Source organism: Streptomyces sp. NPDC101237 (assembly GCF_044767465.1).
GTDB lineage: Bacteria > Actinomycetota > Actinomycetes > Streptomycetales > Streptomycetaceae > Streptomyces > Streptomyces gramineus.
On sequence record NZ_JBIWNY010000036.1, the window covers coordinates 1 to 14836 of the forward strand.

The following is a 14836-nucleotide window of genomic DNA, read 5'->3' on the forward strand; positions in this document are numbered from 1 at the left end:
TGGGGGGTGTGCGGGGGGGGGGTGGCTCCGGCCTCCTGGAGTCGGCCGGCGCCGCCGCCCCCGGGGCCGCCGGCCCCCTGCTGGGCGCCGGCGGCCGCGGCGACGGCGGTACGCAAGGGACGACGGGTGGGCACGCTGCTCCTGGGCGGTTGGGGGATTTGCGGGGACCGAGGCCCCGTACACCTTATTCGCAGATTCGTATGGAAGTCCTTTTTGTGACCGGGCGGCCGGTGCAGGGGAGAGGCTACTCGGCCAGCTCCTCCAGCAACCGCGCGGTCGACAGCCCGGCGCGCAGGTAGGCGACGAACAGCTCGTTGTGCAGGGCCCAGGGCGAACGCCGGTCCCGGACCAGCCCTATCGCCTCCTCGGCCGTGCGCCCCCGGTGCACCAGCGCCTGGGCGACCACCAGCCCCGACCGGTTGTACCCGCTGTAGCAGCGCACCAGCACCGACCGCCCCGCGTCCAGGGCCTCACTGGCCGCCGTGGCGAGCCGCATCACACCCGCCAGCTGGGTCCCGTCCAGCGGCCCGTCGGGAATCGGCCACACCTGGTGCTCCACCCCGGCGTCCGGACCGTGCCCGGGCAGCCGCAGCAGACTCTGCACCAGATCGAACTCGTCCCGTACGACGACGGGCTCCGGCTCCCCGCCGGGCCCCCGGAACTCGTGACCGCCCATCCACAGCCCCGGCAGTACTTCGCTCCACGGGCTGTCCGGGACCGGGACGTCGTACCGCCCACCGCGTGACCGCACCGGCGCCTCCCCGCTCCGCGCGCCAACCCCTCGTCAAAGGTAGCGGGGTTCTTGCCCGCGGAGCACCCCGCCTGTTCCCATGGTCGAGGGGTGATGTCGCAATGAGCGGACTGCGCGTCGTGCCGACCTGGCGCCACGGCCGGGAGCGGCTGTACGTCTGCCGCCCGGACGGACGGAACGTCGCCTGGTACGACCGGGAGGCGGGCCGGGTCAACCTGCTCAGCGAGGACCGCCGGGACGACGTGCTCGAAACCCTGCGGCCGTTCCTGACCGGCCCGGTCACGGTCGGCCCGCCCTCCGTGCCGACGCCCGCCGAACTCGCGCGCCTGAGCCTGCACCCCGACGACGACCTCGCGCCCAACCGCCCCGGCGAGGCGCTGCTGATCGCCCTCGACCGGGACCCCGGTCCGGCCCACCGGCTGCGCCCCGACCCGCGCCGCCGCGCCCTGGCCGCCGAGCAGACCGTCGGCGACGCCCTCGACCGACTGGACGGCGTCGGCTGGCACGTCCTGCACTCCGTCCCGCTGCCCGGCGGCGACCGCCTGCACCACCTGCTGATCGGCCCCGGCGGCCTCTTCTGCGTGCACGCGCTCCACGCCCGCAGGCAGCGGGTCCTGATCGCCGACCCGATGGTCACGCTGGGCCGCCGCGATCCCCGGCCGCTGCTGCGCGTCCTGCGGACGGCCGCCGACCGGGCCTCGTACGCGCTGACGGCCGAGGTCCGTCCGGTGCTGGCGCTGACCGACCCGGCGGACGTCAGGTTCACGGCCCCGCCCCGCGAGGTCCGCGTCCTCCGCGACCACGACCTCCAGGACCTGTCCCGGCTGGGCGGGGTCCTGAAGCCGACGGACGTCGAGGCCCTGCACGCGATGGCCCGGGACCGGAACACGTGGGCCAGGCTGTGAACACCGGCCCGCCCCTCTTCGGCGGGGCCTCGTCCTCACGGCAGTGAGGCCGCGCGCTCCGGATCCAGCAGCGGCGCCAGCAGGTCGCCGTGACGCTCGACGCGGGCCGCGATGTCCCCGGCCCGGAACACGAGGTCCGCCGCGCGCCGGCACCCTGCGACCTCCTCCCAGGTCACGGGCGTGGAGACGGCCGGTTCCCGGCGCGCCCGCGCGGTGTACGGCGTCGCCGTCGTCTTGCGCCCCGCGTTCTGGCTCCAGTCCACGAACACCTTCCCCGGCCGCAGACTCCGCGTCATCCGGTGCACCACCAGCTCCGGCAGCGCCCGTTCCGCGGCCACGGCCAGCTCCTTGGCGTACTCGCTGACCCGCTCGCTCGACGCCCCCCGCACCCCCGCCAGCAGATGCAGCCCCTTCGACCCGGCCGTCTTCGCGTACGCCTCGATCCCGTCCGCGGCCAGCCGGTCCCGCAGCCACAGCGCGACCTCGCAGCACTCCACCACCGTCGCCGGCGCCCCGGGATCCAGATCGAGGACGATCCGGTCCGCCTCCTCCGGCGCGTCCGCCCGCCACTGGTGCGTATGGAACTCGGCGACCAGGTTCGCCGCCCACATCAGGCTCGCCAGGTCCTGCACCAGCACCATCCGGGCCGCCCCGTCCGACCGCCGGACCTCGGCGGTCGTGACCCACTCGGGCGTACCCGGCGGCACGTTCTTCGTGAAGAAGACCTGACCGTCCGGCCCGTCCGGATAGCGCAGGAAGGACACCGGCCGGCCGCGCAGATGCGGCAGCATGACGTCGGCGACCGTCGCGTAGTAGTGCAGCAGCTCGCCCTTGGTGAACCCGGTCGCGGGATACAGCACCTTCTCCAGATTGCTGAGCGCGACCTTCCGCCCGTCCACCTCTGTGATCGGCGTCATACGATGACAATCTCATACATATCGCTCACGTAGGCGAAGGTCCTCGGACGAGCGAAGGTCCCGTACGGCCGCCGGACGGAAGGAACCCGCAGGTGCGATCCATTTGGAACGGCGCGATCTCCTTCGGGCTCGTCAGCATCCCGATCAAGCTGGTGAACGCCACGGAGAGCCACTCGATCTCCTTCCGGCAGGTCCACTCCGAGGACAACGGCCGGATCCGGTACCGGAAGTTCTGCGAGCTGGAGGACCGCGAGGTCACCCAGTCCGAGATCGGCAAGGGGTACGAGGACGCCGACGGCACGATCATCCCGATCACCGACGACGACCTGTCCCACCTGCCCATCCCCACCGCCCGCACGATCGAGATCGTGGCCTTCGTCCCGGCCGACCGGATCGACCCGCTCCAGATGGACGCGGCCTACTACCTCGCGGCGAGCGGCGCGCCGGCAGCCAAGCCCTACACTCTGCTGCGCGAGGCCCTCAAGCGCAGCCACAAGGTGGCCATCGCGAAGTACGCGCTGCGCGGCCGGGAGCGGCTCGGCATGCTCCGGGTGGTCGGCGACGCCATCGCCATGCACGGCCTGCTCTGGCCGGACGAGGTCCGCGCCCCGGAGGGCGTCGCCCCCGACGTCGACGTCACCGTCCGCGACAAGGAGCTGGACCTCGCGGACGCCCTGATGGACACCCTCGGCGAGGTCGACCTGGCGGACCTGCACGACGAGTACCGGACGGCCCTGGAGGAGGTCATCGCCGCGAAGGCGGCCGGCGAGGCCCCGCCGGAGACCCCCGAACCCGCGAGGGGCGGCAAGGTCCTGGACCTGATGGCGGCCCTGGAGAAGAGCGTCCGCGCGGCGAAGGAGTCCCGGGGCGAGGACGCCGAGGTCACACCGATGCCGCGGCGGGCTGCCGCCAAGAAGACGGCGACGGCGAAGAAGGCACCGGCGAAGAAGACGGCGGCCAAGAAGACCGCGGCGGCCGGAAAGACGGGCGCGACGCGGAAGACGGCCGCGAAGAAGACGGCGGAGACCACCAAGGGGGCCGCGAAGAAGACGACCGCGCGCAAGACCGCGCCCCGCAAACGCACGGCGTGACGCGTTCGTCGCGTGACACGCGCCCGCTGGGTGACACGTCCGTCAACTGACACGTCCGCGCGGCCGCCGCAGGGAGCAGGCACAAGGAGCAGGCACAGGGAGCAGGCGCAGGGAGTCGACCGGAGCCGCCGCCGTCCCCGCGGGCTTCGGCCTACTGGGCGGCCCAGAGGCCGCGGACGTGTCCGATGTGGCGGGTCATGACCTCGCGTACCGCCTCCTCGTCGCGGGCCACGAGCGCGTCCAGCAGTTCCAGGTGCTCCTCGGCGGAGGCCAGCAGGCGGCCCGCCTCCAGCAGCGCGGTGAGGCCGTACAGCCGGGAGCGCCCCCGCAGGTCCCCGACCACCTCGACGAGGTGGGCGTTGCCCGCGAGCGCCAGCAGGCCGAGGTGGAAGCGGGTGTCGGCGTCGACGTAGCCGACCAGGTCACCGGCGACGGCCGCCTGGACGATCTCCCGGGCGGCCGGGCGCAGCGCCTCCAGCGAGACCGGGTCGGCGGTCCTGGCCAGCTCCGCCACGGTCGGGATCTCGACGAGCGCGCGGACGTGGGTGTACTCGTCCAGCTGCTTCTCGGAGACGTCCGTGACCCGGAACCCCTTGTTCGGGACGGTGTCGACCAGGCCCTCCTTGACCAGGTCCAGCATGGCCTCGCGCACCGGCGTCGCCGAGACGCCGAAGCGGGCGGCGAGCGTCGGCGCGGAGTACACCTCGCCGGGCCGCAGCTCACCGGCGATCAGCGCGGCCCGCAGGGCGTCGGCGACCCGCTCCCGGTAGCTGCTCTTCTTGCCGCCGAGGGTCGGCAGCGCCGGTACGGCGGCGGACGAGCGGCGCGGGGCGGCGGGCATGGGGGTCTCCTCGTACGGCACGGGCGGCCTCCTCGGACGCCGCGTGCGGCGGGTCCGCGGCGCGGGAGAGCGCACGGGCGACTTCTCGGCGCTCTGTGCAATGTCACGCACCACCAGTATCCCCCGCGCGAGCACCCGTCCGGACCGCACCGCCGGGCCTGTCCCGCCCACCCCGGTTCCCGGCCACGCCCCGCTCCCCGTCCCCTTTCGCGGTGCGAACCGGGTTCAGAGGACGAAGCCGGTCGGGAACGGGTCGGTCGGGTCGAGCAGGTACTGGGCGGTGCCGGTGATCCACGCGCGCCCGGTGAAGCTCGGCAGGACGGCGGGGCGGCCGGCGACCTCCGTGGTGCCGAGGAGCCGGCCGGTGAACCGGGTCCCGATGAAGGACTCGTTCACGAACTCGGTGTGGAGGGGGAGTTCGCCGCGCGCGTGCAGCTGGGCCATGCGCGCACTCGTACCGGTGCCGCACGGGGAGCGGTCGAACCAGCCGGGATGGATGGCCATCGCGTGCCGGGAGTGCCGGGCGGTGGCGCCGGGCGCGACGAGATGGACGTGGTGGCAGCCGCGGATGGACGGGTCCTCCGGATGGACCGGCTCCTCCTTCGCGTTGATCGCCTCCATCAGGGAGAGGCCGGCCCGGAGGATGTCCTCCTTGCGGGACCGGTCGAAGGGCAGGCCGAACGCGTCCAGCGGCAGGATGGCGTAGAAGTTGCCGCCGTACGCCAGGTCGTACGTCACCGTCCGCCCGTCGGTGAGGGTGATCTCGCGGTCGAGGTCCACGGCGAAGGACGGCACGTTGGCGAGGGTGACGTGCCGGGCCGCACCGTTCTCCACCGCCACCTCGGCGACGACGAGACCCGCCGGGGTGTCCAGCCGGATCGTGGTGACCGGTTCGACGATCTCGACCATGCCGGTCTCCACCAGCACGGTGGCCACGCCGATCGTGCCGTGCCCGCACATCGGCAGATAGCCGGAGACCTCGATGTAGACGACTCCCCAGTCGCAGTCCGGCCGGGTCGGCGGCTGCAGCACCGCGCCGCTCATCGCCGCGTGCCCGCGCGGCTCGTTCATCAGCAACTGCTTGATTTCGTCGCGGTGTTCACGGAAGTAGAGCCGCCTCTCGTTCATGGTCGCGCCGGGCAGCGTGCCGATCCCGCCGGTGATCACGCGGGTGGGCATGCCCTCGGTGTGCGAGTCGACGGCGTGCAGGACGAGTGTGCTGCGCATGACGATGCTCCTGGTGGGTCGGCCTGGTCGGCCGGATCGGCGTGGTCGCGTGGTCTGCCGGGTCGGTCGGTCACGCGAGCCCGGCGGCCACGGCCCGTTCGGTGGCGGCGCGGACGGCGGCCTCCTGCCCGGGCAGCAGCGGCACCCGCGGTGGCCGGACGGGGCCGCCCCATCGCCCGACGATGTCCATCGACGCCTTGATGGCCTGCACGAACTCCACCCGGGAGTCCCAGCGCAGCAGCGGGTGCAGCTGCTCGTACAGCTTCTTGGCGGTCGCGAGGTCGCCGTCGACCGCCGCCCGGTACAACGCGACGCACGCACGCGGCAACGCGTTGGGGTAGCCGGCCACCCAGCCCTTGGCCCCGGCGATCGCCAGCTCCAGGAGGACGTCGTCGGCGCCGATCAACAGGTCCAGATCCGGTGCGAGTTCGGCGATGCGGTAGGCGCGGCGGACGTCGCCGGAGAACTCCTTGACGGCGTGGACGTACCCCTCGCCGTGCAGCCGGGCGAGCAACTCCGGCACCAGGTCGACCTTGGTGTCGACGGGGTTGTTGTACGCGACGACCGGGACGCCCGCCTGCGCGACCTCGGCGTAGTGGGCGAGCACCGAACGCTCGTCGGCGCGGTAGGCGTTGGGCGGCAGCAGCATGACGGCCGCGCAGCCGGCGTCACGGGCCTGCGCGGCCCAGCGGCGGGCCTCGGCCGAGCCGTAGGCCGCGACACCGGGCATCACCCGCTCCCCGCCGACGGCGGCCACGGCCGTCTCCACGACCCGGGTGCGCTCCTCGGCGGTGAGCGTCTGGTACTCGCCGAGCGAGCCGTTCGGTACGACGCCGTCGCAGCCGTTCGCCACCAGCCAGGCGCAGTGCTCGGCGTACCGGTCGTGGTCCACGGACAGGTCGGCGCGGAGGGGGAGGGCGGTGGCGACGAGGACGCCGTGCCAGGGCCGGGTGCCGGTGTGCTGCGGGGCGGTCATCGGGGGTTCCTTTTCTTCGTCGAGGCGGATCGAGGGTGGATGCGGTGGACGCCGTGGATGCGGTGTGACATTGCATGGGCGGCCGGGATGCGGAGGGGGCGGGTTCGGGGGTGCGGGCGGGGGGTGCGGGCGGGGTCGGGGTCGGGGTGAGATCGCGGTGGAGTCGGGGTGGGATCGCGGTGGAGTCGGGGTGGGGTCCGCTCCGGGGTTGTCCCGCGTCCCGCGTCCCCCATCCCGCATCCGTTGGTCGTGCGCGGCGCGGGCGACGGGACGACGCGGAAGGGCAGGACGGCGGGACGCCGGGGGACGGCGGGGGACGGCGGGGGACGGCGCGGCCTCAACCGTCGTAGTCCGGGTCCCGGCCTCCGGCGGCGGGAGGTTCGGGGACGGCGGAGGCGGCGGAGGCCGACGGGACGGCCGGGGGCGGCGCGGCCTCAACCGTCGTCGTCCGGGTCCCGGCTTCCGCCGGCGGGAGGTTCGGGGACGGCGGGGGCGGGAGGTTCCCCGGTGGCGGCCAGCACCCCGAGAGGCACCGGTCTGGCGAACGGCCGTCGGAAGGGCGTGGGTTCGCACCCGGCGAGCCCGGCGACCGCGGGCCCGCACACCCGCCCCTGACACCAGCCCATCCCGGCCCGCGTCAGCAGCTTCACCGTCCGCACGTCACCGGCGCCGAGTTCTCCGACCGCCTCCCGGACCGCGCCCGCGGTCACCTCCTCGCACCGGCAGACCACGGTGTCGTCGGTGACCAGTTCGGTCCAGTGCGCGGGCGGGCGGCAGACGGTGTCGAGCGCGGCGAAGAACTCCCGTGACCGGTCCCGGCTCCGCGCGGCCGCGGCCCAGGCCCGCGGATCCGGTTCGGCGCCGCGCAGCCGGGCCGCGGCCGACCGGCCTGCCACATGGCCCTCGGCGAGCGAGAGGGCGGCGCCGCCGATGCCGGTGGTCTCGCCCGCCGCCCAGACACCGGGCACGTCGGTGCGCTGCTCGCCGTCGACACGGACCGCCGTACCGTCGAGGGCGCAGCCCAGCGTCTCGGCGAGGTCCGTGTGCGGGAGCATGCCGTGGCCGACGGCCAGGGTGTCGCAGGCGATCCGGCGCCCGGTACCGGGCCTGACCCGCCCGGCGCCGTCCAGAGCGGCCACGGTGACCGCCTCCACCCGCTCGGTGCCGTGCGCCTCGACGACGGTGTGCCGGACGAGCGTGCGCACCCGGTGCCGCAGCAACCCGGCGCCGTACCGCGCGGCCTCGGCGACCTTGCCGGGCCGGACGGCCAGCGCGCGCGCCTGGCGCAGCGCCCTTCCCGGAGCGGCCGACTCGACCAGCGCGGCCACCTCGACGCCGGCCGCGGCTAGGCCGGTCGCGACGGGCAGCAGCAACGGGCCGGTGCCGGCCACGACGGCGGTGCGTCCGGCCACCACCAGGGAGCCCTTGAGCATGGCCTGCGCGCCGCCCGCGGTGACGACTCCGGGGAGGGTCCAGCCAGGGAAGGGCAGCACCCGCTCGTAGCCGCCGGTGGCCAGCAGGACGCCGTCGGCGCGCACGGAGACGCCCTCCTCCTGGGCCGGCCCGAGCAGCGCGTGCACGGCGAAACCGTCGTCCAGCCGTTCCACCAGCCAGACATGATGATCCATCAGGTGTGCCACGGTTCCGGCCCGTACCTGAGCCCGCAGGGCGTCCCGGAGCCGTACCCAGGTCCGCCACCGGTGGTGCAGCGCCTGCGGCCGCCGGGCGCGCAACTCGCCGGCGGGCCGCCGGTAGAACTGGCCGCCGGCCTCCGTCGCCGCGTCGACGAGCGTGACCCGGATCCCGTCGCGGGCGGCGGCGATCGCGGCGGCGAGCCCGGCCGGGCCGGCGCCGATCACGGCCAGCCGTGGCCGGTCAGCCGCCATGGCCCGTGCCCTCCTGGGTGCGGATCGCGTCCCCGGGCCGCAGGGGCACCAGGCAAGCCCGCTGGTTCGGCCGGTCGTTGAGGGTCACCAGGCAGTCGAAGCAGACACCGATGCCGCAGAAGACACCGCGGGGGCGCCCCTCGCCGCGGGTGGTGCGCCAGGAGGTGACCCCGGCCGCCCAGAGCGCGGCGGCGACGGTCTGGCCGGGCCAGGCCGAGATCTCACGCCCGTCTAGGGTGACCGTGAACGCCGGGCCCGGCTGGGCGTCGGCGAGTTCCAGGGGTGATCGCACGCGGTCTCCTCTAGTCGGCTGGTCGGGGTCCTGGTGCGGCACGGCGGCCGGTGTCGTCGGAGGCGAAGCGGTCCGGACGGAAGGCCGCGAACTCCCGCTCCTCGTAAGGGTCCTTGCGGGTCAGCGCCGTGACGATCAGGTGGCCCGTGCCGGTGGCGAGTCCGATGCCGGCGCCCTCGTGGCCGCAGGCGTGGTGCAGGCCGGGAACGCGCGGGTCGGGGCCGATGGCGGGCAGATGGTCCGGCAGGTACGGGCGGAAGCCGAGGTAGGCGCGGGTGGCACGGACGTCCGCGAGGAACGGGAACAGCCGTGTCGCGCCCGCCGCCAGCGCCCGTACGACCGGCAGGGAGAACGTCCGGTCGAATCCGGTCCGTTCGCGGCTCGCGCCGATCAGCACCGGGCCCGCGGCCGTGCCCTCCACGACCGGCGAGGTCTGCAGGGCGGCCGAGTCGCTGGCCACGTCGGCCACGTAGTCGGCGGCGTACACCTTGTGGCGGATCAGGCGCGGCAGCGGCTCGGTGACGAGGACGAAGCCCCGGCGCGGGAGGACCGGAAGGCGGGTGCCGGCCAGCGCGGCGATGGCGGCACCCCAGGTGCCGGCCGCGTTGACGACCGCGGGCGCGTCGATGTCGCCCCGGTCGGTACGGACTCCCCGCACCGCGCCGTCCGCGGCGCGCGGAACGGCGGTCACCGTACGGCCGGTGAGGACCCGGGCACCCGAGGCGCGCAGCAGCCGGGCGGCGGCCAGGGCGGGCATCACCTGGGCGTCCTGCGGATAGTGCACGCCGCCGGGCAGACCGGGGGCGAGCCGGGGTTCGAGGCCGTACAGCTCGTCGGCGCGGACGGGGGTGGCGAGGACGCCGGAGGCGCGCTGCGCGTCGGCGAACCGTTCGAGTCCGGCGAGCCCGTCCGCCGTGGAGGCGACGACCAGCCCGCCCTTGGCCTCGTACTCGACGGCCGTCCCGAACTCCTCGGCCAGTTCGGCCCACAGCCGCCCGGACAGCAGGGCGAGATCCAGCTCCGGCCCGGGCGCCTTGTCGGAGACGAGGAGGTTCCCCTCGCCGGCTCCGGTGGTCCCGCCGGCCACCGGTCCGCGGTCCACGACCACCACGTCGAGACCGGCCCGTGCCGCGTACAGAGCACAGGCGGCCCCCACCATCCCGGCGCCGACGACCACGACATCGCAGGTCAGTCGCTTGCTCACGTCAGTACTATGTCACATACCCCACTCCTGGGGAATGGCGCCGGACGCATGGGACGACGACGCCGGCCGTCGCGGCGGCCCCGGGCGCGGACGGGAGGCGATCCCCTCGGAAAGTGCGAAAGTGCTCCATGAAGTCGAGGCGATGCCTGCGACAGGCGCTCCAGGAAGTACGGCCGCGGATCTCACGTTCCACGGGCCGCACGCGTCTACCGGTCAGAAGTCGTCAGACGCCAGACGACGGGGGACAGGAGAAGGGAGACGCGCCATGAGCGGCACGCGACACCTCGTGATCGAGACCCGCCTCGGGCCGATCACGCTCGTCGCCAAGGGCGGGACGATCACCGGCGTGTACTTCAGGCGGCACGCCCGCCGCCCCGCCCGGGAGACGCTCGGCCCCGAGGTGACCGACGCGACGGACCCGCTGCTGAAGGAGGCGGCCCGTCAGCTGGGCGACTACCTGGCGGGACAGCGCAGGCGGTTCGACCTGCCGCTCGCCGCCGAGGGCGACTCGTTCCAGCTCGCGGTGTGGGAGATCGTGAAGAGCGTCCAGCGCGGCGACACGACCACCTACGGCCGTATCGCCGAGCAGCTCGGCGACCGCGCCCTCGCGCAACGCGTCGGACAGGCCGTGGGCGCGAACCCGCTGTGCATCCTCGTACCGTGCCACCGCGTCGTCGGCGCCGACGGATCCCTCACCGGATACGCGGGCGGGCTGGAGCACAAGCGGGCGCTGCTGGAACTCGAAGAGCCGTCGGCGGCAGGCGCCGGACGACTGTTCTGACCGGAGACCGCGCGCCCGCCACCACCCGCACGTCTTCAATGGGATGGACATGAAAGAACCGTTCGAGAAGGTGGTCGCGCGCCACGGGGCGACCGTGCTGCGCGTCTGCCGGGTCGTCCTAGGCCCGCACGACGCGGACGACGCGTGGTCGGAGACCTTCCTCTCCGCGCTGCGCGCCTATCCCGGCCTGCCGGAGACGGCGAACGTCGAGGCCTGGCTCGTGACGATCGCTCACCGCAAGGCGATCGACGTGCTGCGCGCCGGAAAGAGGAACCCGCTGCCGGTCGACGAGGTCCCGGAGGAGCCGACCGGACAGGGCATCCCGGACGCCGCGGACGCCGACCTGTGGACCGCGGTGAAGGGGCTCCCGGCCAAACAGCGCCAGGCCGTCGCCTACCGCTACGTGGCGGGACTCGCGTACGCCGAGATCGCGGAGATCCTCGGCGGCACCACCGACGCGGCCCGCAGAGCCGCCGCGGACGGCCTCGGGAATCTCAGGAAGAACTATCCGGCCGCGATCACGAAAGGAGCGTCATCATGAACGCCGTTCACGCCGCCGACGGCCGTAGCCCTGAGGACGTCACCCGTCCCGAGGACGTCACCCGTCCCGAGGACGTCACCCGCCCCGAAGGAGCCGTCCGTACTGTCGGCGACCACGAGGACATGACCACACTGCTGTCGACGCCCGTGGACGACGACACCCTCGGCCGCCTCCACCGCCGTCTGGAGCGGGCGGCCGAGCGCGCCGACCTCGTGGACGTCGCCTACACCACCGTCGACTCGCCGGTCGGCACGCTGCTGCTGGCCGCCACCCCGCGGGGCCTGGTCCGCGTGGCGTACGCCAGGGAGGACCACGACCGGGTCCTGGAGACCCTCGGCCAGAAGCTCAGCCCGCGCATCCTGCGCGTCCCCGGCCGCCTGGACCGGGCGGCACGTGAGATCGACGAGTACTTCGGCGGCCACCGCCAGACGTTCGACCTGACGCTGGACCTGTCCCTGTCCCGCGGCTTCCGCCGCCTCGTACAGACCCGCCTGCCCGAGATCGGATACGGCCAGACCCGCAGCTACCGGGACATGGCCGAGCTGGTCGGCAACCCCAAGGCGGTGCGCGCGGTCGGCACCGCCTGCGCGACCAACCCGCTGCCGATCGTCGTCCCGTGCCACCGCGTCCTGCGCACCGACGGCACACCCGGCGGTTACATCGGCGGACTCGAGGCCAAGACCGCGCTGCTGAACCTGGAGGCGACGGCATGAACACCGGGAAGACGCCCGCGACAAGCAGCACGGACCGCTGGTACGACCGGGTCGAGTCCGCCGACTGGAAGGCGATCACCGCGGAGGTCGACGAGTACGGCGGCGCCCTGCTGCCACCACTCCTGACCCCGGAGGAGACCGTGGAACTCCGGAGCCTGTACGAGCAGGACGGCCCGTTCCGCAGCACGGTCGACATGGCCCGCCACCGCTTCGGCGAGGGCCGGTACCGCTACTTCGACACGCCGTACCCGGAACCGGTCGAACGCCTCAAGCAGGCCCTGTACCCACGGCTGCTGCCCATCGCCCGCGACTGGTGGACCAGGCTCGGCAGGCCCGCGCCGTGGCCCGACACACTCGACGAGTGGCTGCGGATGTGCCACGACGCCGGCCAGACCAAGCCCTCGGCGATTCTGCTCCACTACGGCGAGAAGGACTGGAACGCCCTGCACCGCGACCTGTACGGCGACCTCGTGTTCCCGCTTCAGGTCGTGATCAACCTCAACGAGCCCGGAGTGGATCACACGGGCGGCGAGTTCCTGCTGCTGGAACAGCGCCCGCGCGCCCAGTCCCGGGGCACCGCCACCCTGCTGCCGCACGGCCACGGCTACCTCTTCACCACCCGCGACCGGCCCGTCAGGTCCACCCGCGGATGGTCCGCCGCACCGGTCCGGCACGGCGTCTCCGCCATCCGCTCCGGCGTACGCCACACCCTCGCCCTCGTCTTCCACGACGCCGCATGACCGCCACGGGCCGCGTCTGCTCGGCTCTGCCTGGGACGAGGGTGGACGGGATGGGAGCCCACCACGCCCGCCACGATGTGCCCGCGGCCGGGAACCGCGCCCCCTCCCACCCGGTGCCGGCCGACCCCCCGCCGGAAGCATCGTCCCTGACCCGGGCCGCAGATGTCGGGTGCTAGCCGTATGGCCTCCGGCCCTGTCCATGTATGGGCGGGCGTCGGCGCAGTGGGGCGGAGCGGGCCGACGGCAGGAGCGGCGCCCCGAGCGCAGCCGAGTGCTTGACGTTGTGGCTGCACCTGGTGCTTGACACCGCTTGCCTGGGCCTGGCTGTGCGCGTCTGACAGGCGGGTGCAGGGAGGGCCGGGCCGTGCTGGTGGAGTTGAGCGGGGTCGAGCAGCGGTATCACGCGGTGATGGAGGTCGCCGCGGGGGTTCCGGTCATGGGGGTCGCGGTGCGTTACGGGGGTCTCGCGGAACGATGCGACGTCTCGAATGCCGGGCGGCTATGCCCCGAACGTCGTCCATTGCCCTTCGGAGACCACCTCCACGGAGCCGTCGACGACCTTGATGGCCGTCTGTTCGTCGATGGCGTAGGCCGGGACGCCGATGTCGGCGGCCCACCGCTCCGCGTCAGCCAGGGTGTTCCGCGGGAAAGCGTCCAGGTGCGGGAAGATCGAGAAGTCGACGACTCCCAGGGTGCGGTCGTCCGGTGCGGACGGCCACTCGACGAAGTGCGCTCCGATCCGGGGCGTCATCACCATGCTTCCGGCACTCACTCCCACCCAGACCGTGTCGGGCAGCGAAGGCAGGAGATCGGCCAGCCCGGACTCCCGCATCCAGTGGCACAGATAGGTCGCGTCGCCGCCGTCGACCAGGAGCACGTCGGCCTCCCGGATCCAGGGGACGTATCGCTCGGCGCCGATGGTGGGCAGTGCGGTGAGCTCGAGGACACCGAGCGACGCCCAGCCCAGGCCGGACAAGTGCTGCCACATGGGCTCGGCGGCTGCGAAGCCCCGCACCGATGTCGGACCGCACATCGGGTGACCCCACTGTGCTGTCGGGACGCAGAGGGCGTGGCACTCGGCGATCGGCTTACCGAGAAGCTGCACGAGCGCCGAATGGATGCTGGGGTTCGTGACGCCGCCTGACGTGAGCAACAGCTTCACGGTGCCTCCGAATTCGCGCGCGGAAGGTGGATGTACCTGAAGACCTGGGACTGTGCCGGAACTCATCGCAGTCCGGGCAACCTCTTCAGAGGCCCTTCAGGCCCTTCAGGCCCCTCAGGCCCCTCAGGTCGCCGGGCTCGACTGCTCGACCTGACAGCGATCACCGCTGTCCGCTGGCAGAAGCCGAAGGTCTCCGACCAGGTCGACCCTCGCGTCGTCGCGAACCCTGAGCAGGCTCGGAATCTCTTGGCGGCCGTCTCGTACGTGGGCGGCTACCGGCGGCCCGTGGTCGGCGCCTGGTGGGTCTGTTCGCCGCGATGTACTTCGGCGGTCTCCGGCCGGCTGAAGCGGTCGGCCTCGTCGAGACGGACCTGAACCTCCCCGCACAGGGTTGGGGATCGGCGCTGCTCCATCGGACTCGTCCGTCGGTCGGCAAGCAGTGGACCGACTCGGGGGAGACCCATGACGACCGCGAGCCGCCCGGTGGGTTATCGCCGGCTGGGGTCAGGAGGGTCCAGAACACATCACCGCCTGCGGCTACCACGCTGGTGATGACCTAGATCATGTCACCGCCTTGTCAGTGAGCGAGGTGACAGCACTCTGACGCCTTACCTGCCGCGTTCTGCGGACATGGCCCCGGAGGCCGCTCGTCCTGCGCAGGTTCTCCCAGTTCAGCGCGCTGACTTGGAGCCCCTAGCCTCACTCTGTCCACGCACAGTCCACGGCACCAGGCTCAGCCGGTACCGGTGTCACCGTCTGGTGATCAGTGATCCCTCCAGCGACTACCTCGGTGGGAGGCAGGCTCACTG

The 14836-nt window shown here is 73.3% G+C and carries 15 protein-coding genes and 1 pseudogene; 7 read left to right on the plus strand and 9 right to left on the minus strand.

From position 1 onward, the window contains the following. Window positions 1–244 precede the first annotated feature (244 nt). Window positions 245–676 carry a protein phosphatase gene (locus ACIRQ9_RS35895; protein WP_404183647.1) on the minus strand — a complete coding sequence of 144 codons (432 nt, stop codon included), beginning with the start codon at window positions 674–676 and terminating at the stop codon, window positions 245–247. 176 nt (window positions 677–852) lie between these two features. Here ACIRQ9_RS35895 and ACIRQ9_RS35900 point away from each other — a divergent pair, with 176 nt between their 5' ends. Next, on the plus strand, window positions 853–1656 hold the full coding sequence (locus tag ACIRQ9_RS35900) for a nuclease-related domain-containing protein (protein WP_404183461.1): 804 nt from the start codon (window positions 853–855) through the stop codon (window positions 1654–1656). Between the two features lie 35 nt (window positions 1657–1691). Here ACIRQ9_RS35900 and ligD read toward each other — a convergent pair whose 3' ends face one another. Next, the gene (ligD, locus tag ACIRQ9_RS35905; RefSeq protein ID WP_404183464.1) at window positions 1692–2573 is read right to left on the minus strand and encodes a non-homologous end-joining DNA ligase; all 882 of its coding nucleotides are present in this window, start codon (window positions 2571–2573) and stop codon (window positions 1692–1694) included. Between the two features lie 92 nt (window positions 2574–2665). On the opposite strand from ligD, the gene ACIRQ9_RS35910 reads away from it, so the two are divergent. After that, window positions 2666–3664, plus strand: a complete 999-nt coding sequence (locus ACIRQ9_RS35910; RefSeq protein ID WP_404183467.1) for a Ku protein — start codon at window positions 2666–2668, stop codon at window positions 3662–3664. 151 nt (window positions 3665–3815) lie between these two features. On the opposite strand, the gene ACIRQ9_RS35915 is transcribed toward ACIRQ9_RS35910, so the two are convergent. The 6 genes from ACIRQ9_RS35915 to ACIRQ9_RS35940 all read right to left on the minus strand — a co-directional run bounded on the left by ACIRQ9_RS35915 (window position 3816) and on the right by ACIRQ9_RS35940 (window position 10090). After that, window positions 3816–4505 (minus strand): GntR family transcriptional regulator, encoded by a 690-nt coding sequence (locus ACIRQ9_RS35915; protein WP_404183650.1) that lies wholly within the window; start codon window positions 4503–4505, stop codon window positions 3816–3818. A gap of 225 nt (window positions 4506–4730) precedes the next feature. Next, the gene (locus ACIRQ9_RS35920; protein ID WP_404183470.1) at window positions 4731–5732 is read right to left on the minus strand and encodes a proline racemase family protein; all 1002 of its coding nucleotides are present in this window, start codon (window positions 5730–5732) and stop codon (window positions 4731–4733) included. A gap of 70 nt (window positions 5733–5802) precedes the next feature. Further along, window positions 5803–6708: a dihydrodipicolinate synthase family protein gene (locus ACIRQ9_RS35925; protein WP_404183473.1), complete on the minus strand. Its 906-nt coding sequence runs from the start codon at window positions 6706–6708 to the stop codon at window positions 5803–5805. A gap of 434 nt (window positions 6709–7142) precedes the next feature. Beyond that, the gene (locus ACIRQ9_RS35930) at window positions 7143–8594 is read right to left on the minus strand and encodes an FAD-dependent oxidoreductase (RefSeq protein WP_404183476.1); all 1452 of its coding nucleotides are present in this window, start codon (window positions 8592–8594) and stop codon (window positions 7143–7145) included. Beyond that, complete coding sequence (locus tag ACIRQ9_RS35935; protein ID WP_404183479.1) at window positions 8584–8886, minus strand: (2Fe-2S)-binding protein; 303 nt, start codon at window positions 8884–8886, stop codon at window positions 8584–8586. Before ACIRQ9_RS35935 ends, ACIRQ9_RS35930 begins: the two co-directional genes overlap by 11 nt. A gap of 10 nt (window positions 8887–8896) precedes the next feature. Then, a complete protein-coding gene (locus tag ACIRQ9_RS35940; RefSeq protein WP_404183482.1) occupies window positions 8897–10090 on the minus strand; it encodes an NAD(P)/FAD-dependent oxidoreductase in 1194 nt (397 codons plus the stop codon). Between the two features lie 265 nt (window positions 10091–10355). On the opposite strand from ACIRQ9_RS35940, the gene ACIRQ9_RS35945 reads away from it, so the two are divergent. From ACIRQ9_RS35945 to ACIRQ9_RS35960, 4 genes are read left to right on the plus strand one after another with little or no spacing between them, the layout of a single operon-like run. After that, a complete protein-coding gene (locus ACIRQ9_RS35945; RefSeq protein ID WP_404183485.1) occupies window positions 10356–10871 on the plus strand; it encodes a methylated-DNA--[protein]-cysteine S-methyltransferase in 516 nt (171 codons plus the stop codon). 49 nt (window positions 10872–10920) lie between these two features. Beyond that, window positions 10921–11412 carry an RNA polymerase sigma factor gene (locus ACIRQ9_RS35950; protein ID WP_404183488.1) on the plus strand — a complete coding sequence of 164 codons (492 nt, stop codon included), beginning with the start codon at window positions 10921–10923 and terminating at the stop codon, window positions 11410–11412. Further along, window positions 11409–12125: a methylated-DNA--[protein]-cysteine S-methyltransferase gene (locus ACIRQ9_RS35955; protein WP_404183491.1), complete on the plus strand. Its 717-nt coding sequence runs from the start codon at window positions 11409–11411 to the stop codon at window positions 12123–12125. Before ACIRQ9_RS35950 ends, ACIRQ9_RS35955 begins: the two co-directional genes overlap by 4 nt. Further along, entirely contained in the window at window positions 12122–12865 is a 744-nt protein-coding gene (locus ACIRQ9_RS35960; RefSeq protein WP_404183493.1) for a 2OG-Fe(II) oxygenase, read from the plus strand. Before ACIRQ9_RS35955 ends, ACIRQ9_RS35960 begins: the two co-directional genes overlap by 4 nt. 499 nt (window positions 12866–13364) lie before the next feature. Here the strand turns inward: ACIRQ9_RS35960 and ACIRQ9_RS35965 are convergent, their stop codons facing one another. Next, window positions 13365–14027: a Type 1 glutamine amidotransferase-like domain-containing protein gene (locus tag ACIRQ9_RS35965; protein ID WP_404183495.1), complete on the minus strand. Its 663-nt coding sequence runs from the start codon at window positions 14025–14027 to the stop codon at window positions 13365–13367. Window positions 14028–14186: 159 nt separating this feature from the next. On the opposite strand from ACIRQ9_RS35965, the pseudogene ACIRQ9_RS35970 reads away from it, so the two are divergent. Beyond that, window positions 14187–14500, plus strand: a pseudogene (locus ACIRQ9_RS35970) (site-specific integrase); the annotation flags it as partial. Between the last annotated feature and the right edge of the window lie 336 nt (window positions 14501–14836).